Raw genomic sequence first — 20,195 nt, 5'->3', positions numbered from 1 at the left:
TCCCGGCGTTGACAGTCCAGGCCACTCATTTTATTTATAAATACGCGAGTTAAATTTGCATTTGCGCCTGCACCGGTTTCTGTTTTGCCCTTGTGCCATGGTCGCTTTCTCATTCCCTGACACGAGGTTGTTATGACAGAGCTAGTCGTCTCCAAATTTGGCGGTACCAGCGTAGCCGATTTTGATGCCATGAACCGTAGCGCCGACGTGGTGCTTTCCGACACCAACGTGCGCGTGGTGGTGCTTTCCGCTTCGGCGGGTATCACCAATCTGTTGGTTGCGCTGGCGGAGGGACTGGAACCGCCTGCGCGTTTTGAAAAACTCGACGCCATTCGGCAAATTCAGTTCGATATTCTTGAACGCCTGCGTTACCCGAACGTGATCCGTGAAGAGATCGAACGCCTGCTGGAAAATATCACCACGCTGGCGGAAGCCGCCTCATTAGCCACCTCGGCAGCGCTGACAGACGAGCTGGTCAGCCACGGCGAACTGATGTCGACCCTGCTGTTTGTTGAGATCCTGCGCGAACGCAACGTGCAGGCGCAGTGGTTCGACGTACGGAAAATCATGCGGACGAACGATCGCTTTGGTCGTGCCGAGCCGGACGTTGCCGCGCTGGCGGAACTGGCATCGTTGCAGCTGGCGCCGCGCCTGAGCGAAGGGCTGATCATCACCCAGGGCTTTATTGGCAGCGAAAGCAAAGGCCGCACCACGACGCTGGGTCGCGGCGGTAGTGACTACACGGCAGCGCTGCTGGCCGAAGCGCTGAACGCGACGCGAGTGGATATCTGGACGGACGTTCCGGGCATTTACACCACCGATCCCCGCGTCGTGCCGGCGGCAAAACGCATTGACGAAATCGCCTTCGAAGAAGCCGCGGAAATGGCCACCTTTGGCGCAAAAGTTCTCCATCCCGCGACCCTACTGCCGGCGGTACGCAGTGACATCCCGGTTTTTGTCGGATCGAGCAAAGACCCAAGAGCGGGCGGTACGCTGGTGTGCAACAAAACCCAAAACCCGCCACTGTTCCGCGCGTTGGCGCTGCGCCGCAAGCAGACGCTGCTCACCCTGCACAGCCTGAATATGCTGCATTCGCGTGGCTTCCTGGCCGAAGTGTTCGGTATTCTCGCGCGTCATAATATCTCGGTCGATCTGATTACCACGTCGGAAGTCAGCGTGGCGCTGACCCTCGACACTACCGGTTCAACCTCGACCGGCGATACGCTGCTGACGCAATCACTGTTGATGGAACTGTCCGCGCTGTGTCGGGTGGAAGTCGAAGAAGGTCTGGCGCTGGTGGCCCTGATTGGCAACGATCTGTCGAAAGCCTGCGGCGTCGGCAAAGAGGTGTTTGGCGTGCTGGAACCGTTTAACATCCGTATGATCTGCTACGGGGCATCCAGCCATAACCTGTGCTTCCTGGTGCCGGGCGCAGAAGCTGAACAGGTTGTGCAGAAGCTGCACCATAATTTGTTTGAGTGATTGAATTTTTATACCGGAAGGCCCGATGCGCGCAAGCGTCATCGGGCCTTTTTATTTCATTACCGTCCGCACAATGCTTCCGACAAACATAAATTGTTTGAATATTAAACGCTTCCGCGATAAACAATAAGCATGGCCAGGCTCGATCCCGGCCTGTTTATAACGACACAACACACTTATCGCAAGGAATGAAACATGCTGGCCACTCTCACGCGGTTGTTCCCATTATGGGCGCTGCTGCTCTCTGTTATTGCGTATTACACCCCCACCACTTTTACGCCGGTCGGTCCGTGGATCGCCACCCTACTGATGCTGATTATGTTCGGCATGGGCGTTCACCTTAAAGTTGACGATTTCAAACGCGTGCTTTCCCGGCCTGCGCCGGTGGCTGCCGGGATTTTCCTGCATTATCTGCTGATGCCGCTCGCGGCCTGGGTGCTGGCGCTGGCGTTCAGGATGCCGCCGGAACTGTCCGCAGGTATGGTGCTGGTGGGCAGCGTCGCCAGCGGAACGGCCTCAAACGTGATGATTTATCTGGCGAAGGGTGATGTGGCGCTCTCCGTCACCATCTCGTCCGTCTCGACGCTGGTCGGGGTGGTGGCGACGCCGTTGCTGACGCGGCTGTACGTTGATGCGCACATTCAGGTGGATGTGATGGGCATGCTGCTCAGCATTTTGCAGATAGTGGTGATCCCGATCGCTCTGGGTCTGGTGGTGCACCATCTGTTTCCCCGCGTGGTAAAAGCGGTAGAGCCCTATTTGCCCGCGTTTTCGATGGTCTGCATTCTGGCGATCATTAGCGCCGTGGTGGCCGGTTCCGCCTCGCATATTGCCTCGGTCGGCTTTGTGGTGATTATAGCGGTGATCCTGCATAACACCCTCGGTTTGCTCGGCGGCTACTGGGGCGGACGCCTGTTCGGGTTTGATGAATCCACCTGCCGGACGCTGGCGATTGAAGTGGGCATGCAAAACTCCGGCCTCGCCGCGGCGCTGGGGAAAATCTACTTTGGCCCGCTCGCCGCCCTGCCCGGCGCGCTGTTCTCGGTCTGGCACAACCTTTCCGGCTCACTGCTGGCCGGTTACTGGTCCGGTAAGCCTATTGGGAAAAACAAGCATCAATAATTAACGGAAACAGAGGCCTGATAAGCTACGCGCCATTGGGTTATACAGGCCAGTTGGCGGCTTCGCTTTATCTGGCCTACAAAGCATCGTCTCTTTGCCGTACACTGGTTGCACTATCCGATTGAGGACACCCGCATGGCACTCCCCCGCATTACCCAAAAAGAGATGACGGAACGCGAGCAGCGCGAGCTGAAAACGCTGCTGGATCGCGCGCGCATTGCACATGGTCGTCCGCTGACGAACAGCGAAACCAACAGCGTGAAGAAGGAGTACATCGATAAACTGATGGCCCTGCGCGAAGCAGAAGCTAAAAAAGCCCGCCAGTTGAAGAAAAAGCAGGCTTACAAACCGGATTCAGCGGCGTCGTTCTCCTGGTCGGCGAATACGCCAACGCGCGGCCGACGTTAACGACCTTTCTTTTTACGCCCCGGCGAGGTGAAACGCTTACCGTTTGCCGCCGGGCGCGCTTTCTCTTTTTCTTTCGGTTTTTCGATCTTCACCACCGGGCGCTTTATCCCCGCGGTTTTCGGCTTCGATTTTGCCTTCGGTTTCGCTTCAGACGATGAGTTTTCGATCAGCTTAAACAACGTAATCAGTTCGTCATCCGTCAGGTCGCGCCATTCGCCGAGCGGCAGCCCGGCAAGGCCCACGTTCATGATGCGCGTACGTTCAAGCTTCGTGACTTCGTAACCGAAGTATTCGCACATCCGGCGGATCTGGCGGTTCAGCCCCTGAATCAGGGTAATGCGGAACACAAATGGCGCTTCTTTTTTTACCTTACACTTTTTGGTGACCGTACCAAGGATCGGCACGCCCGCGCCCATACCACGAATAAACTCGTCGGTGATCGGCTTATCGACCGTCACCAGGTACTCTTTTTCATGATCGTTTCCGGCACGCAGGATTTTGTTCACCAGATCGCCGTGGTTGGTCAGGAAAATCAATCCCTGCGAGTCTTTATCCAGTCGGCCAATCGGGAACACGCGTTTACTGTGGTTAACGAAATCAACGATATTGTCACGCTCGCTGTCTTCAGTGGTGCTGACGATCCCCACCGGCTTGTTCAGGGCGATAAACACCAAATCTTCCGCTTCACGCGGCTCAATCAGCCGACCGTTGACCTTCACCACGTCGCCCGGCATCACCTGATCGCCGATGGTGGCGCGCTTTCCGTTAATGAAGACATTTCCTTGTTCGATAAAGCGGTCGGCTTCACGACGCGAGCAGATCCCGCTTTCGCTGATGTATTTATTGAGTCGGATGGATGAGTCGGGCAGCATAGTTTCTCCTGTAGACACTGCATTCTCCAGGGTGTTACTCCCTTGCCGCCTTGATACAGCCTGGATGCCGGTGTGTATTAAAAGCGAAATATACCTTACCTTTGGGGCGATAAAAAAGAACCACGTTGCTACGCCCCGCCATCACGCGCACCACTCACTCAGTTTACCGTCAGACGCAGGGCAAGATCCTGCGGGTAGGGATCAAAATAGTTTTGCGTCAGCAGGTAGCGATCCGGGTATTCGGCCAGATAGTGCTTCAGCAGCGTTAACGGGGCGAGGATCGGCAACACACCGGCGCGATAGTTAAGAATGACGTCGCGCAGCTCCCCACGCTGGCGGCTATTGAGTTGGTTACGGAAGTACCCCTGGATATGCATCAGCACATTGGTGTGGTTTTTCCGCGAGGCCGGTTTTTTCAGGATCGTCATCAGCTTTTCGCGGTACACCACGAAAAACGCCTCCAGATCGTCCCATTCATGTAATGAGGCGACAAACGGCCCGATCTCGCGATACCCCGCCTGATGGTGCGCCAGCAACTGGAGTTTGTAGCGACTGTGGAAGTCCAGTAGCGCACGTCGCGTCAGGCCCGTTTCACGCAACGCGTTGAGTTCGTGCAGGGCAAATACCCGCTCAACGAAATTTTCCCGCAGCACCGGATCGTGCAGACGGCCATCTTCTTCAACGGGCAGCCAGGGATAGCTCGCCATTAAGGCGCCGGTGAACAGACCGACGCCCTCTTTACGCCCGCGATTGCCTTTTTCATCGTACAGCCGTACCCGCTCCATGCCACAACTGGGTGATTTTGCACAGACGATAAAGCCGGCCAGATCGCCCAGATGCGAGAGATGGCTGTCGGTAAACGTCGCCATGTTGTCCGTCACATCCTCATGCGGCGCATGGCTAAAGCGCATCCGGATGTCCCCTGCCGCCGTCTGCACCAGGCGCAGCGCCGGGCGCGGAACGGGCAGGCCAATCGCCATCTCCGGGCATATCGGTTTGAACGTGACCCACTGCGCCAGTTCATCCATGACAAAGCCCATACGCTTGTGGCCGCCGTCAAAACGAACGTTCGATCCGGTTAAACAGCCGCTGATACCAATAACGGGTTGCACGTTCATGCTCTTCTCCTGACTGTGAATCATAAGGCGTAATGATATTTTAGCTGCTGGGCATACTCTTATGTAACAGGCGCATAACAGTGGATAAAGATTACTCCCAATCTTCTACCAATCACGCCGGTTTGAATGAAGCGCGAACCGTTTGCACTACACTTTACTTCCAACTGCGTAGATGAAAGGAGTTCTCATGAAGCTATGGCCTGTCGTAACCGGTGTCGCGATTGCGTTGACGCTGGTTGCCTGTAAATCCCCCACGCCGCCGAAAGGCGTTCAGCCCATTACGAATTTTGACGCCAGTCGCTATCTGGGCAAATGGTACGAAGTCGCCCGCCTGGAAAACCGCTTTGAGCGGGGGCTTGAGCAGGTGACCGCCACCTACGGCAAGCGCAGCGACGGCGGTATTAGTGTGCTTAACCGCGGTTACGACCCGGTGAAAAATACGTGGAATGAGAGCGAAGGGAAAGCCTATTTCACGGGTGAGCCAACCACGGCCGCGCTGAAAGTCTCGTTCTTCGGGCCGTTCTATGGCGGCTATAACGTGATCAAACTGGATGATAATTACCAGCACGCGCTGGTCAGCGGCCCGGACCGCAGCTATCTGTGGATCCTGTCGCGCACGCCCACTATCCCGGACGCGGTGAAGCAGGATTATCTCGCCACCGCGCGCAGTCTGGGCTTCCGGGTCGATCAACTTGTGTGGGTGAAGCACTAGCCGCGATTCAGGCCAAAATACAGCATGGTCCTTTTCACTCCGTGAGCCACGTCAGTAAGCGGATAAATGTGCAGTGTTAGCATATGCTCCGGTTAATTTTGTGATTACAGGGAGAAATGATGGAACTGCTTTTATTGAGTAACTCGACGCTGCCGGGTAAGGGCTGGATGGAGCACGCGTTGCCGCTGATTGCTGAGCAATTAAATGGACGCCGTTCGGCAGTGTTTATTCCGTTCGCAGGCGTGACGCAAACCTGGGACGAGTACACGGAGAAAACGGCAGCCATCTTCGCGCCGATGGGCGTTAACGTAACGGGTATCCATACGGTAGCCGATCCGGTTGCCGCTATTGCCAACGCCGAGGTGGTGATTGTCGGCGGCGGCAATACCTTCCAGTTGCTGAAAGAGAGCCGTGAGCGCGGGCTGCTGGCCCCGATTGTTGACGTGGTGAAACGCGGCGCGCTGTATATCGGCTGGAGCGCAGGTTCCAATCTCGCCTGCCCGACCATTCGCACCACCAACGATATGCCGATTGTCGATCCGCAGGGCTTTGACGCGCTGGGCCTGTTCCCACTCCAGATTAACCCGCACTTCACCAACGCGCTGCCGGAGGGGCATAAGGGCGAAACCCGCGAGCAGCGTATTCGCGAACTACTGGTGGTTGCGCCGGAACTGACGGTCATCGGCCTGCCGGAAGGTAACTGGATTAAGGTGAGTAACGGTCAGGCGGTGCTCGGCGGCCCGAACACCACCTACGTGTTTAAAGCCGGTGAGGACGCAGTAGCGCTGGAGGCGGGACACCGCTTTTAATCGGTTTAGCCCTTGATGCCGGATGGCGCTGCGCCCGTCCGGCAGTCAGTTTGATTAATATTCATCCCTCTCGTCGTCCTGGTCCGGCTGCTCAAGCACGCTGTAGGCAACGGAGCAGAACAGCGAGTTCAGACGCTGCATGTCACCCAGCAGCCCCAAATGCAGAGAACTGGTTTCGATGCTTTGCACGTTCTGCTGATGCAGACGGTCGACGTGCGCGTGGGAATAGCGGCGGTTCAGTATACGAAAACGGTGCTTGCTGCGGCGCAGTCGTCGGGCGCTGGTGACGTCGCCAGAGAAGAATACCGACATCGCCAGCTGTAGGTTACTGAGCAGTTGATCGTGCAGCGCATCCAGCTCTTTTAACCCTTCGACAGAAAATGCGCGACGTGCCGCCAGCGATTTATCGGCAATTTCACTGCCCATGCGCTCGACGATATCCGATGCCTGCTCAAGGTTAAGCGACATTTCGATGATCTCCGCCCAGCGCGTAGACTCCTCTTCCGCCAGCTCTTCTTTCGGCATCCGCGCCAGATAGAGCTTGATAGCGGTATACAGCACGTTGATGTCATCCGCTATTTTGCGCAGCTCTTTCTCTTCACGCGGCTCGCCGTGCATCACCTTTTTCAGTCCAACCATCATCTGTTCCATCGCGTCGCCGATCCGCAACGCTTCCCGAGCGGCATTGGCCAGCGCCAGCGTCGGGGTATCCAGCGCGCTAACGTCCAGATGCTTCGGTTTCAGGTGCGCCTCCAGCTCCGGCTGGTCACGGATCAATCGCTGGCAAAGCCGCGCCATCGGTTCAGCGAACGGGATCATCGCCAGACAACGCACCAGGTTGTAAAAGACGTGGAAGTAGATCACCAGTTCGGACTTCGGCAGCGGCAATTCATCCATCAGGTCCGCCAGCGGATGCACGAACGGCAGAATAATCAGGCTGCCCACCAGCTTGAACAGCAGGCTACCCAGCGCCACGCGACGGGCAGCGGCATTGGCGGCGCTGTTGTTGAGCATCGCCAGCAGACCGGAGCCGAGGTTAGCGCCAATCACCAGACACAGCGCCACCGGGAACGAGATAATGCCCGCCGCCGTCAAGGTCGCGGTCAGCAGCACCGCCGCGAGGCTGGAGTAACTGATGATGGCAAACATCGCGCCGATCAGCGCATCAAGCATGATGTCGCCGGTCAGCGAGGCGAAAATCACCTGCACGCCGTTAGCCTGGGTGATCGGCGTGACCGCCTGGACAATCAGCTCCAGCGCCAACAGAATCAGTCCCAGACCAATACCAACACGTCCCAGTTGCCCGGCGCGGGACTGTTTGCGCCCGAGGAAGAAGATCACGCCGATAAAAATCAGCAGTGGCGACAACCACGATAAATCGAAGGTCAGAATACGCGCCATTAGCGCGGTCCCCACATCCGCGCCGAGCACAATCACCAGCGCAGGCGTCAGGGCGACCAGATCCTGAGCGACAAATGAGGTGACCAGCATCGTCGTGGCATTACTGCTTTGCACCAGCGCAGTGACGCCAATCCCCGCACAGAAGGCGAGTGGTTTCTTTTCTACACTACGGCTGAGGACGGTACGCAAGCGCGCGCCAAATACGCGCATCACGCCGGTACGCACAATATGGGTGCCCCACACCAGCAGGGCGACAGCAGAAAGCAGGTGTAACAGCGTTAACACGGAATCAGGTACTCCTTATATTTATATGTTTTCCTGAGGCTCATTAGCGATAAATTTTGCGCAGCGCCTGCCTTGAGTATAAGGGTTTAATTGTAAGAAAGAGACAGGGCGCTCAATGAGCGCCCCGGGAGTTGTAAGGAAACGTGACTTCAGTCTGACGGGTCAGTCCGCATCATAGCCCAGATTAGGCGCCAGCCAGCGCTCCACTTCCGTTACGCTCATTCCTTTGCGGAACGCGTAATCTTCCACCTGATCGCGCTGAATCTGCGCCACCGCGAAGTACTTGCTGTCCGGATGGCTGAAGTACCAGCCTGATACCGACGCGCCAGGCCACATGGCAAAGGACTCGGTGAGCTTCATGCCGGTATGCTGTTCAACGTCCAGCAACTGCCAGATGGTGCCCTTCTCGGTATGTTCCGGGCAGGCAGGATACCCCGGCGCCGGACGGATCCCCTGGTAATTTTCGCGGATGAGATCCTCATTGCTGAGGTTTTCATTTGCCGCATAGCCCCAGTGCACCTTGCGCACACGTTCATGCAGGTACTCGGCGAACGCTTCCGCCAGGCGGTCGGCAATCGCTTTTACCATGATTTTGTTGTAGTCATCGTGCTGGGCCTCGAACGCGTCCGCCAGCGCGTCCTCTTCAAGCCCGCCGGTCACCGCGAAGGCGCCAATATAGTCGGCTTTGCCGGACAGCTTCGGCGCGACGAAATCGGCCAGGCAGTAGTTGGCAAAACCCACTTTTTCGGTTTGCTGTCGCAGATGATGGCTGACCGCAAGCACATGGGTGCGGGTTTCATCGCGGTAGATCTCGATATCGTCACCGATACGGTTCGCCGGGAACAGGCCGACCACACCGCGCGGGTTGAGCGTTTTCTCAGCGCTGAGTTTATCCAGCATGTCGTTGGCGTCTTTAAACAGGCGTTTTGCCTCCTCGCCCACCACTTCATCTTCAAGAATGCGCGGATATTTCCCGGCCAGCGACCAGGTCATGAAGAATGGCGTCCAGTCGATGTAATTACGCAGCGTTTCGATGCTCGCCTCTACTTCCTGTACGCCCAGACGGTGCGCCACCGGCGGCGTGTAGCTGGCCCAGTCGAAAGCCAGATCGTTATCCCGCGCGGCAGCCAGCGAGACAGGCGGCGTGCGCGGTTTTTTACGCCCGTGCTGAATACGTACGGTTTCGTACTCTTTACGGGTACGGGCGACAAACTCATCGCGTTGAGTGTCCGACAGGAGCGCTGCCACCACGCCCACCGTGCGCGAGGCATTCTGCACGTAAACCGTCGGGCCGCTGTAGTTCTGCTCGATCTTCACCGCCGTGTGCGCTTTTGAGGTGGTCGCGCCGCCAATCAACAGCGGAATGGTAAAGCCCTGACGCTCCATCTCTTTCGCCACATTCACCATTTCATCCAGCGACGGGGTGATCAGGCCGGAAAGGCCGATCAGATCGGCATTCACCTCTTTCGCGGTTTTGAGGATTTTCTCCGCCGGAACCATCACGCCGAGATCGACAATTTCGTAGTTATTACACTGTAAAACGACGCCGACAATGTTTTTGCCAATGTCATGAACGTCGCCTTTCACCGTGGCGATGACCATCTTGCCATTGCTCGAGCCCTGCTCTTTACTGGCTTCAATAAACGGCTCCAGATACGCCACCGCCTGCTTCATCACGCGGGCGGATTTGACCACCTGCGGCAGAAACATCTTCCCTTCGCCAAACAGATCGCCGACCACGTTCATGCCGTCCATCAGCGGTCCTTCAATCACTTCAATCGGGCGGGCAGCCTGCTGACGGGCTTCTTCGGTATCCTGTTCGATAAATTCGGTGATGCCTTTCACCAGCGAGTATTCGAGGCGCTTTTTCACATCCCAGCTTCGCCACTCCGCCTGCTGGGCGTTGGCGGAATCATCAGCCTTGCTGCCGCGATATTTTTCCGCCAGTTCCAGCAGTCGTTCAGTGCCATCATCGCGACGGTTGAGGATCACATCCTCTACCGCATCGCGCAGTTCCGTCGGCAAATCGTCGTAAATCGCCAGTTGTCCGGCGTTGACGATCCCCATATCCATACCGTTGCGAATGGCGTAGTAGAGGAATACCGCATGAATCGCCTCGCGTACCGGGTCGTTGCCGCGAAACGAGAACGAGACGTTAGAAACGCCGCCGGAGATCAGCGCGTGCGGCAATTCGCGTTTAATGTCTTCACACGCGCCAATAAAATCCTGCGCGTAGTTGTTGTGCTCCTCGATTCCGGTGGCGACAGCGAAAATGTTCGGGTCGAAGATAATGTCTTCCGGCGGGAAGCCCACCTCTTCGGTCAAAATTTTGTACGCGCGGCGACAAATCTCGATTTTACGCGCGCGGGTATCCGCCTGGCCCTGCTCATCAAACGCCATGACTACCACCGCCGCACCGTAGCGGCGCAGCAGCTTCGCATGATGGATGAAGGTTTCAACCCCCTCTTTCATCGAGATGGAGTTGACGATGCCTTTACCCTGAATGCACTTCAGCCCTTTTTCGATCACCTCCCATTTAGAGGAGTCGATCATGATCGGCACGCGGGCGATGTCTGGCTCGCCGGCGATCAGGTTGAGAAAACGTACCATCGCCGCCTCGGCGTCGAGCATCCCCTCGTCCATGTTGATATCGATGATCTGCGCGCCGCTCTCCACCTGCTGACGGGCGACATCCAGCGCCTCGCTGTATTTTTCTTCTTTGATCAGGCGCTTGAACTTCGCTGAACCCGTAACGTTGGTGCGCTCGCCGACGTTCACAAACAGACTGTCGTCGCCAATATTAAGCGGTTCAAGCCCCGACAGCCGGCAGGCGATAGCAATGTCCGGCAGTTTACGCGGCGGTAAGCCTTCTACCGCGCGGCTCATGGCGGCAATATGTTCCGGCGTGGTACCACAGCAGCCGCCGACGATATTCAGGAAGCCCGCTTGCGCCCATTCGCGGATTTGCTTCGCCATGGTATCGGCATCAAGATCGTACTCGCCGAAGGCGTTAGGCAGTCCGGCGTTCGGGTGGGCAGTGACGTAGCATTCGGCGATACGCGACAGTTCCTGCACGTACTGGCGCAGCTCATCCGGTCCCAGTGCGCAGTTCAGGCCAAAAGTGAGCGCTTCGGCGTGGCGCAACGAGTTGTAAAACGCTTCGGTTGTCTGGCCGGAAAGCGTGCGTCCGGAGGCGTCGGTGATAGTGCCGGAAATCATAATCGGCAATTCCACGCCCAGCGCCTCAAATTCTTCTTTCACGGCGAATATCGCCGCTTTCGCATTCAGCGTATCGAAAACCGTTTCGATCAGAATGAGGTCTGCACCGCCTTCCACCAGCGCCCGCGTGGATTCACGGTAGGCCGCCACCAGTTGATCGAAAGAGATATTACGGAACGCCGGGTCGTTCACATCGGGCGAGATGGAGGCCGTGCGGTTAGTGGGGCCGAGGACGCCTGCCACATAGCGCGGTTTTTCCGGCGTGCGCGCCGTCCACTCATCGGCGCAGGCTCGCGCCAGCTTCGCGGCAGCAAAGTTAATTTCCGCCGACAGCGACTCCATCTGATAATCCGCCATCGCGATGGTCGTGGAGTTAAACGTGTTGGTTTCGATGATATCCGCGCCTGCGTCAAAATAAGCGTCATGGATAGCTCGGATAACGTCCGGTTTGCTGAGCACCAGCAGATCGTTATTCCCTTTCAGGTCGCAAGGCCAGTTGGCAAAACGGTCACCGCGAAAATCGGCTTCGCTCAGACGGTAGCTCTGGATCATCGTGCCCATACCGCCGTCCAGTACCAGAATACGTTCATTTAACTGCGCACGCAGTTGTTCAACTTTGCTGCTCACACTTGCTCCCGACAACGCTCAACCAGACCAAAAAAATCTCAACAGGTCATACTGGCACAAACGGAAGAGGTGGAAAAGAGAACAACAGACAACATGAGACATGTTCAGCTTCACTCATCCGATCAGTTTAAGTCTGCTTGCATTATAATTGAATAAAACGAAAATGATTTCCACGATACAGAAAAAGGAGTCAGCCATGGTTGCCACCGTTCCCGCGAAACGCGGTAGAAAACCCGCCGCGACGACAGCCCCCGCCGCCGGACAGGTTCAGTCGCTCACCCGTGGCCTGAAGCTGCTGGAATGGATCGCGGAGTCCAACGGCAGCGTGGCATTGACCGAGCTGGCGCAGCAGGCAGGTTTACCCAATTCCACGACCCACCGCCTGCTGACCACCATGCAGCAGCAGGGTTTCGTCCGTCAGGTTGGCGATCTCGGTCACTGGGCGGTCGGCGCGCATGCGTTCATTGTCGGCAGCAGCTTTCTGCAAAGCCGCAATCTGCTGGCGATTGTCCACCCAATCCTGCGACGTCTGATGGAAGATTCCGGCGAGACGGTGAATCTGGCGGTGCTGGATCAAAGCGACCATCAGGCGATTATTATCGACCAGGTGCAGTGTACTCAACTGATGCGCATGTCAGCGCCTATCGGCGGCAAGCTGCCGATGCACGCCTCCGGCGCGGGCAAAGCGTTCCTTTCCCAACTCAGCGAGGAGCAGGTCACCAGTCTGCTGCACCGTAAAGGACTGCATGCCTATACCCATGCTACGCTGGTGTCGCCTGTCCATCTGATGGACGATCTCGCCCAGACCCGTAAGCGCGGCTATTCGTTTGATGATGAAGAACACGCGCTGGGCCTGCGCTGCGTGGCATCGTGCATTTATGATGAGCATCGCGAGCCGTTCGCCGCCATTTCGATTTCCGGCCCGATTTCGCGCATCACCGATGACCGCGTGACTGAGTTTGGCGCGATGGTGATCAAGGCGGCGAAGGAAGTGACGCTGGCATACGGTGGAATTCGTTAAGCCCGGTTTACCGGGTGGCGACGCGCCCTTTCCGGCCTACGCCGGCTCCGCAGAACCGGCGTACCGCACGCAAAACCGCTGCTTACGCCGGTAAGCATAGACATCCTCTACATGCCCTTCCCGTATACGCGTCTGTAACGCCCGCCAGTAGTCGGCGCGAAACAGGTCGGCATGCATCTCTTCAAACAACGGTCCGATGCGCGGATCGGCGCACAGCCAGTGGCGAAATTCTTCCGGAAACACATCGCCCGGCGATACGCTGTACCAGGGTTCGGCGCTCAACTCATCTTCCGGATACCGCGCTTGCGGGATATCGCGGAAATTGACCTCTGTCATGTAGCAAATCTCATCGTAGTCGTAAAACACCACGCGGCCATGACGGGTAACGCCAAAGTTTTTAAACAGCATGTCGCCGGGAAAAATATTGGCGGCCGCAAGCTGGCGAATGGCGTTGCCGTACTCCTCAATGGCGTCACGCAACTGCTGGCCATCAACCTGCTCAAGCCAGATATTCAGCGGTACCATTCGCCGTTCAATATACAAATGACGAATGATAATGTGATCGCCAAGGTCGGTGATTTTCTCCGGCGCTTCTTCACGCAATAGCGACAATAACGCCGGGTCGATTTGCCGTTTCTCCAGCACGAAGTTTTCAAACTCCTGGGTATCTGCCATACGCCCGACGCGATCGTGCTCTTTCACCAGTTGATAGCAGGCGCGAACATGGGCGGCAGACATCTCTTTTTGCGGGGCAAATTTATCTTTGATGATTTTGAAGACCCGGTCGAATCCCGGCAGGGTAAACACCAGCATCACCATCCCACGGATGCCCGGCGCTTCAATAAACTGTTCGTCGCAACTGCGCAAGTACAGTAAATACTCGCGATAAATTTCGGTCTTGGCATGCTTCTGGCAGCCGATCGCCATATACAGTTCGGCGGTGGTTTTCCCCGGCAGGATCTCGCGTAACCACTCCACCAGCGCGGCGGGCAGCGGCGCGTACACCATAAAATAGGAGCGGGCGAAGCCAAACACGATGCTGGCTTCCGCCGTAGTGGTCAGGCAGGCGTCGACAAACAGCTCGCCTTCATCAGTGCGATGAATCGGCAGCAGGAACGGCAAAGTGCCCTCGGGCATGACCAGCTTACCCACCAGCCAGGCCGCCTTGTTGCGATAAAACAGTTCGTTCGCCACCTGCAAATGGCTACGGGATAACACATCCGCGCCAAAGGTTTCCGTCAGATGCAGGGTGATATAGCGAATATCACGGCTTTTATTTTGCCACGGCAGACGCAGAGGGAGATCGCTGAGCACGCGCGTTAATAGCGGTTCCCAGCCGCGATCGGGAAAGAAATCTTTCGCCAGCGGGCGAGGAATGGTACGAAAGCGCCGCTCCGGCTGGGAGCTGAAGATAAACAGCCGCTCGGGGGTCAGCGAACGGTGATCGAATAACCGGCAGTAGACGGAGTTAAAAAAGCTCTCCGCTATCTCGAAGCGTGGATAGTCTGGTAACAGCCGGGTGTAGTGTTCTTTTACCCGCAGCAAAAAATCCGCATCGGTACTTTTGCCGTCGGTGATGCAGCGCAACTGTTCCACTACCAGACCAACATGGTGATCGTAAAGATGGATACGCTGTTTCATGGCCTGCTGAGCCGCGTGCCAGTCAGCCTGTTCGAAGCGCTGCTGCGCCCCGGAAGTCACTTCCAGAAACCGACCATACTGGGCGTCAAAGCCTTGCAGAATGGTTTGTGCAATCAGTAATTCCAGGCCACGCGTCATCGCTTCTCCTCATCCTGCACATGATCATGCCAGATGGCGCATTCGCTTATCCGGCCTACAGGTTATCGTAGACCCGGTAAGCGCGCGCCACCGGACATCAGGCCATCAGAACTGCGACTCTTCTGTCGACCCGGTTAATGCGGTAACCGATGACGCGCCGCCCTGAATGATGGTGGTGACTTTATCGAAATAACCGGTACCCACTTCCTGCTGATGAGAAACAAAGGTATAGCCCTCTTTACCGGCGGCGAATTCCGGCTGCTGCACTTTCTCCACGTAGTGCTTCATGCCTTCGCCCTGCGCATAAGCATGTGCCAGATCGAACATGTTGAACCACATGCTGTGGATCCCGGCTAAAGTGATGAACTGATATTTGTAGCCCATATCCGACAGTTGCTGCTGGAAGCTGGCGATGGTCGTATCATCCAGATTCTTCTGCCAGTTAAATGACGGCGAGCAGTTGTAGGCCAGCAGTTTGCCTGGATATTTGGCGTGGATGGCCTCGGCAAAGCGTTTCGCCAGCGCCAGATCCGGCGTGGAGGTTTCACACCATACCAGATCGGCATACGGGGCGTAGGCCAGACCACGACTGATTGCCTGCTCGATCCCAGCGCGGGTGCGGAAAAACCCTTCGCTGGTGCGCTCGCCGGTAATAAATTCGCTATCGTACGGATCGCAGTCGGAGGTAATCAGATCCGCCGCGTCGGCGTCAGTACGGGCAATCAGCAGCGTAGGCACGCCCATCACATCCGCCGCCAGACGCGCGGCAACCAGTTTCTGGATCGCTTCCTGCGTTGGCACCAGCACCTTGCCGCCCATGTGACCGCATTTCTTGACGGAAGCCAGCTGATCTTCAAAGTGAACGGCCGCTGCACCGGCTTCAATCATCGATTTCATCAGCTCAAACGCGTTTAACACACCGCCAAAACCGGCTTCCGCATCCGCCACGATCGGCAGGAAGTAGTCCACATAGCGCGGATCGTTTGGTTCAATCCCGCTGGACCACTGGATCTGATCCGCACGACGAAACGTATTGTTGATCCGATCCACCACCGCCGGTACCGAGTTCGCCGGATACAGCGATTGATCCGGGTACATGCTGGAGGCCAGGTTAGCATCCGCCGCCACCTGCCAACCTGACAGATAGACCGCCTCAATACCGGCTTTCGCCTGCTGCAGCGCCTGGCCACCGGTCAGCGCGCCAAGGCTGTTGATGTAACCTTTTTTCGCCTCACCATGCAGCAAGCGCCACATTTTCGCCGCGCCAAGCTGTGCCAGCGTGCATTCCGGATTGACCGAGCCGCGTAATTTCACCACTTCCTCCGCGCTATAAGGGCGACGAATGCCTTCCCAGCGCGGTTGTGTCCATTCTTTTTGTAATTCTTCAATTTGTTGGGTACGGGTTTTCATGTGCAGATGCTCCATATTGTTATGTGGTGAATTACGCCAGGAAGCGGTATCCCGGCAGGGTCAGGAAATCGATTAACTCATCTGATGTGGTGATTTGCTCCATCAGGCGCGCAGCGTCGTCAAAACGCCCGCTGCTGTAACGGTGCTCGCCCAGCTCGTCCTGGATCACCCGCATCTCTTCGGCCAGCATCTGGCGGAACAGCGCTTTGGTTACCGGCTTGCCGTTGCTGAGGGTTTTTTCGTGGTGGATCCACTGCCAGATGGAGGTGCGGGAAATTTCCGCCGTCGCCGCATCTTCCATCAGGCCGTAAATCGGTACGCAGCCGTTACCGGAGATCCACGCCTCGATATACTGCACTGCCACGCGAATGTTGGCGCGCATCCCTTCTTCAGTACGCTCTCCTTCACACGGCGCCAGAAGCTGTTCGGCAGTGATTGGCGCATCCTCCTCACGGGTGACGAAAAGCTGGTTTTTGTTTTCACCCAGCACCTCGTTAAACACTGCCATTGCGGTATCCGCCAGCCCCGGATGTGCAATCCAGGTGCCGTCGTGGCCGTTTTTCGCCTCCAGCGCTTTATCCGCTTTTACCTTTTCGAGCACCTGATTATTACGCTCGGCATCTTTGCTCGGAATAAACGCCGCCATGCCGCCCATCGCGAACGCGCCGCGCTTGTGGCAAGTTTTTATCAGCAGGCGTGAGTAGGCGCTGAGGAAGGGTTTATCCATTGTCACCACCTGGCGGTCCGGCAGGACGCGATCCGGATGATTTTTCAACGTTTTGATATAGCTGAAGATATAATCCCAGCGGCCACAATTCAGACCAACAATGTGATCACGCAGCGCGTGGAGGATTTCATCCATTTGAAAAACAGCAGGCAGCGTTTCTATGAGCAGAGTCGCTTTAATGGTGCCGCGTGGCAGATTGAAGCGATCTTCTGCGTAGCTAAAGACTTCACTCCACCATGCCGCTTCTTGCCAGGCCTGCGTTTTCGGCAAATAAAAGTAGGGGCCGCTGCCTTTGGCCAGCAGCGCCTGATAGTTGTGGAAGAAATAGAGCGCAAAGTCGAACAGGCTGCCCGGGATCGCCTCGCCGCGCCAGGTAACGTGTTTTTCCGGCAAATGCAGACCGCGAACGCGGCAGATGAGTAACGCCGGATCGGGCTTGAGTTGGTAAATTTTACCGGCTTCGTTGGTGTAGCTGATGGTGCCATTGACCGCGTCGCGCAGGTTAATATGTCCGTCGATCACTTTGCTCCATTCCGGCGCCAGTGAATCCTCAAAATCGGCCATAAACACCTTCACGTTGGCATTCAGGGCATTAATAACCATCTTGCGCTCAACCGGTCCGGTGATCTCAACGCGTCGATCCTGTAAATCCGCCGGGATGCCGCGAATCGTCCAGTTACCCTCACGAATGGAAGTTGTTTCCGAAATAAAATCCGGCAGATTACCGTTGTCAATATCCTGCTGTTGCTGGATGCGCGCCGCGAGCAGCTTGTTGCGTTTGGGCGTGAAACGCGTCACCAGTTCAGTCAGAAAAGCCACTGCTTCTTCGGTGAGGATTTGCTTCTCCGGCTCGCCATACGGCTTGGTGAAGGTCAGTTCATCGGTGGTCGTCGCCTGTTGATTCATTCTTAAGCTCCTCGTCATGGATCACATTACATCCCCAATGCGAACGAAGGATCGTTGTGCGCTTTTCGTTCAGCACAACTAAGACTACTCAATTAAATTTCAAAATCAAAAACAATTTCCATTTTTAATTTAATTATCAATTAACTTATTGATAACATTAATAATAAAGTTTAATTACAAGATGAAGTGAATTTCGGAAATAAAAAAGGCACCCGAAGGTGCCTGATGCAAGCTGCTGAAACGCTTTAGGATCGTCAGCGGCAGAAGATTAATCCAGTGTTGGATTCATGTGACGCAGATCGTACGGGGTAATCTGATAGACGTAATAGTTGAGCCAGTTGGTAAACAGTAAATTTCCATGGCTTCGCCAGGTGGCGCGCGGTTTGTTTTGCGGATCGTTTTTAGGGAAGTAATTATACGGTACGTCCGGATTCAGCCCGGCTTCGACATCACGAAAATATTCGCTGGCAAGCGTGTGCGCATCGTATTCCGGATGGCCGGTCACAAAGGCAATGCGTTTATCTTTGCTGGCAAAAAGATAGGCGTCTCCATCCTCTGTTTCTGCAAGGATCTCGAGATCGGTATAGTCACGAATCAGCGCCGCCGGAAAGTCAGCATAGCGCGAGTGCGGCGCAAGGAAGGAATCATCAAAACCGCGCGTCAGCAAGGCATGGGGATGCAAGATATGATGTTCATAGACGCCAGACAGTTTATCGGCGCGAGTTTGCTTGGGAATACCGTAAAGGATGTTAAGCGCAGCCTGTACCGCCCAACAGACAAACAGTGTCGAGGTCACATGATCTTTCGCCCATTCCAGAACCTGTTTGATCTGCGGCCAGTAAGCGACATCGTTAAACTCAACCAGCCCCAGCGGTGCGCCAGTGACAATCAGTCCATCGAAGTTGTGATCGCAGATATCTTCAAAGTTGCAATAAAAGTTATTCAGATGCTCTGCTGGCGTGTTGCGCGACTCACGCGCGTCGATCCTGAGCAACTGGATATCCACCTGCAGCGGCGAATTGGAAAGCAGGCGCAGGAACTGATTTTCAGTTTCGATTTTCTTCGGCATCAGGTTGAGGATAAGTACCTTCAGCGGACGAATTTCCTGACCTGACGCGCGGGAAGACGTCATCACAAAGACGTTTTCCTCACGCAAGAAATTGACGGCGGGTAGCTCGTCCTGCACGCGAATCGGCATAACCTGATAACCTCACAACATACGTTTATACGTTTAGACATCCAGATAGCCGAAGATACCGAGAAATCGGCAAAATGTCGAGCCTGCATGTTGAAGGTGAGAAAGTTTCACGTCGGTAAGTGCGTTAGACTATAAGCATGAAGAAAAGGAGAAAGTATGGTTATTAACATTCGCCGATCGCGACATGATGATGGGGATAAGTTGGTCAAAATCTGGTGTCGTTCAGTCGATACCACGCATGATTTTCTGTCAAAAGCGTATCGAGCCGAGCTTGAGGAACTGGTGAAATCATTTCTGCCAGAAGCGCCGTTATGGGTGGCCGTCGATGAAAAGGATGTCCCTGTGGCCTTTATGCTGCTGACCGGTGAACATATGGATGCGCTGTTTGTGGATCCAGACGTTCGCGGATGTGGAATTGGAAAATTATTGATTGAACATGCACTTACACTGGCCCCGGAGCTCACAACCAATGTTAACGAACAGAATGCGCAGGCAGTGGGATTCTATAAAAAAATGGGGTTTACAGTAACGGGCCGTTCAGAAGTGGACGATCTGGGAAAACCGTACCCGTTGTTGAATTTAGTATATCGATAGATCAGATCGCGTTGGATGTTGTAGGCCAGCGCCAGAAACGCAAAAAGCCCATCCGTCAGAATGGGCTTTTCACTTGTTTGATGCCTGGCAGTTCCCTACTCTCGCATGGGGAGACCCCACACTACCATCGGCGCTACGGCGTTTCACTTCTGAGTTCGGCATGGGGTCAGGTGGGACCACCGCGCTACGGCCGCCAGGCAAATTCTTTGTGCTCTTAAAACGAATCTTTTCCACTGATGCTGCGTTGGCCGCGCTTGCGAACGTCAGTCACATACTTTTGTATGCTCCTTCCGTCGCTTCACTTGCCGCCTTGCCTCAGCGTAAAATCTTTCGTTTCCGCTAATCTGTATCAAACTGAATATTGTCTGTTTCTCTCAACCGCCAAAACATCTTCGGCGTTGTAAGGTTAAGCCTCACGGTTCATTAGTACCGGTTAGCTCAACGCATCGCTGCGCTTACACACCCGGCCTATCAACGTCGTCGTCTTCAACGTTCCTTCAGGACT

General features: G+C 55.6%; 15 protein-coding genes and 2 rRNA genes. 7 read left to right on the top strand and 10 right to left on the bottom strand.

From position 1 onward, the window contains the following. The first annotated feature begins 132 nt into the window (after positions 1-132). From lysC to OOJ60_RS17435, 3 genes are all read left to right on the top strand, one after another. Positions 133-1,482, top strand: a complete 1,350-nt coding sequence (gene lysC / locus OOJ60_RS17445) for a lysine-sensitive aspartokinase 3 (protein WP_060570429.1) — start codon at positions 133-135, stop codon at positions 1,480-1,482. Positions 1,483-1,677: 195 nt separating this feature from the next. Then, positions 1,678-2,604, top strand: a complete 927-nt coding sequence (gene panS, locus OOJ60_RS17440; RefSeq protein WP_205612937.1) for a ketopantoate/pantoate/pantothenate transporter PanS — start codon at positions 1,678-1,680, stop codon at positions 2,602-2,604. Positions 2,605-2,739: 135 nt separating this feature from the next. Beyond that, on the top strand, positions 2,740-3,012 hold the full coding sequence (locus OOJ60_RS17435; protein WP_042291290.1) for a DUF3811 domain-containing protein: 273 nt from the start codon (positions 2,740-2,742) through the stop codon (positions 3,010-3,012). Here the strand turns inward: OOJ60_RS17435 and rluF are convergent. Continuing rightward, complete coding sequence (gene rluF / locus OOJ60_RS17430) at positions 3,009-3,884, bottom strand: 23S rRNA pseudouridine(2604) synthase RluF (RefSeq protein ID WP_042291291.1); 876 nt, start codon at positions 3,882-3,884, stop codon at positions 3,009-3,011. The two genes, OOJ60_RS17435 and rluF, sit on opposite strands and share 4 nt — an antisense overlap. A gap of 158 nt (positions 3,885-4,042) precedes the next feature. Further along, entirely contained in the window at positions 4,043-5,002 is a 960-nt protein-coding gene (locus OOJ60_RS17425) for a YbgA family protein (protein WP_200036013.1), read from the bottom strand. 187 nt (positions 5,003-5,189) lie between these two features. Here OOJ60_RS17425 and OOJ60_RS17420 point away from each other — a divergent pair, with 187 nt between their 5' ends. Together OOJ60_RS17420 and pepE are read left to right on the top strand one after the other, a co-directional pair. Further along, positions 5,190-5,714, top strand: coding sequence for a lipocalin family protein (locus OOJ60_RS17420; RefSeq protein ID WP_060570433.1), 525 nt, complete (start codon positions 5,190-5,192; stop codon positions 5,712-5,714). Positions 5,715-5,833: 119 nt separating this feature from the next. Continuing rightward, positions 5,834-6,523 (top strand): dipeptidase PepE, encoded by a 690-nt coding sequence (gene pepE, locus OOJ60_RS17415; protein WP_060570435.1) that lies wholly within the window; start codon positions 5,834-5,836, stop codon positions 6,521-6,523. A gap of 54 nt (positions 6,524-6,577) precedes the next feature. On the opposite strand, the gene OOJ60_RS17410 is transcribed toward pepE, so the two are convergent. Together OOJ60_RS17410 and metH are read right to left on the bottom strand one after the other, a co-directional pair. Continuing rightward, positions 6,578-8,209, bottom strand: a complete 1,632-nt coding sequence (locus tag OOJ60_RS17410) for a Na/Pi cotransporter family protein (protein ID WP_060570436.1) — start codon at positions 8,207-8,209, stop codon at positions 6,578-6,580. Positions 8,210-8,371: 162 nt separating this feature from the next. Further along, a complete protein-coding gene (metH, locus tag OOJ60_RS17405; protein WP_042291308.1) occupies positions 8,372-12,055 on the bottom strand; it encodes a methionine synthase in 3,684 nt (1,227 codons plus the stop codon). 196 nt (positions 12,056-12,251) lie between these two features. On the opposite strand from metH, the gene iclR reads away from it, so the two are divergent. Beyond that, positions 12,252-13,076 carry a glyoxylate bypass operon transcriptional repressor IclR gene (iclR, locus tag OOJ60_RS17400; protein WP_205612936.1) on the top strand — a complete coding sequence of 275 codons (825 nt, stop codon included), beginning with the start codon at positions 12,252-12,254 and terminating at the stop codon, positions 13,074-13,076. A 36-nt stretch (positions 13,077-13,112) separates the two neighbouring features. On the opposite strand, the gene aceK is transcribed toward iclR, so the two are convergent. The 4 genes from aceK to metA all read right to left on the bottom strand — a co-directional run bounded on the left by aceK (position 13,113) and on the right by metA (position 19,096). Then, complete coding sequence (gene aceK, locus OOJ60_RS17395) at positions 13,113-14,855, bottom strand: bifunctional isocitrate dehydrogenase kinase/phosphatase (protein ID WP_205612935.1); 1,743 nt, start codon at positions 14,853-14,855, stop codon at positions 13,113-13,115. Between the two features lie 105 nt (positions 14,856-14,960). Next, positions 14,961-16,265 carry an isocitrate lyase gene (aceA, locus tag OOJ60_RS17390; RefSeq protein WP_060570439.1) on the bottom strand — a complete coding sequence of 435 codons (1,305 nt, stop codon included), beginning with the start codon at positions 16,263-16,265 and terminating at the stop codon, positions 14,961-14,963. 31 nt (positions 16,266-16,296) lie between these two features. Then, positions 16,297-17,898: a malate synthase A gene (aceB, locus tag OOJ60_RS17385; RefSeq protein WP_205612934.1), complete on the bottom strand. Its 1,602-nt coding sequence runs from the start codon at positions 17,896-17,898 to the stop codon at positions 16,297-16,299. A gap of 268 nt (positions 17,899-18,166) precedes the next feature. Then, a complete protein-coding gene (metA, locus tag OOJ60_RS17380; RefSeq protein ID WP_042291319.1) occupies positions 18,167-19,096 on the bottom strand; it encodes a homoserine O-acetyltransferase MetA in 930 nt (309 codons plus the stop codon). A gap of 156 nt (positions 19,097-19,252) precedes the next feature. Between metA and OOJ60_RS17375 the strand changes: the two genes are divergently transcribed. Next, on the top strand, positions 19,253-19,690 hold the full coding sequence (locus tag OOJ60_RS17375) for an acetyltransferase (protein WP_205612933.1): 438 nt from the start codon (positions 19,253-19,255) through the stop codon (positions 19,688-19,690). 82 nt (positions 19,691-19,772) lie between these two features. Here the strand turns inward: OOJ60_RS17375 and rrf are convergent. Beyond that, a 5S ribosomal RNA gene (gene rrf / locus OOJ60_RS17370) occupies positions 19,773-19,888 on the bottom strand. Positions 19,889-20,092: 204 nt separating this feature from the next. Further along, positions 20,093-20,195, bottom strand: a 23S ribosomal RNA gene (locus tag OOJ60_RS17365); the annotation flags it as partial.

It is taken from the genome of Citrobacter sp. R4 (assembly GCF_026719175.1).
Classification (GTDB): domain Bacteria; phylum Pseudomonadota; class Gammaproteobacteria; order Enterobacterales; family Enterobacteriaceae; genus Citrobacter_A; species Citrobacter_A sedlakii.
This window is presented reverse-complemented; position numbering and strand designations above follow the sequence as displayed.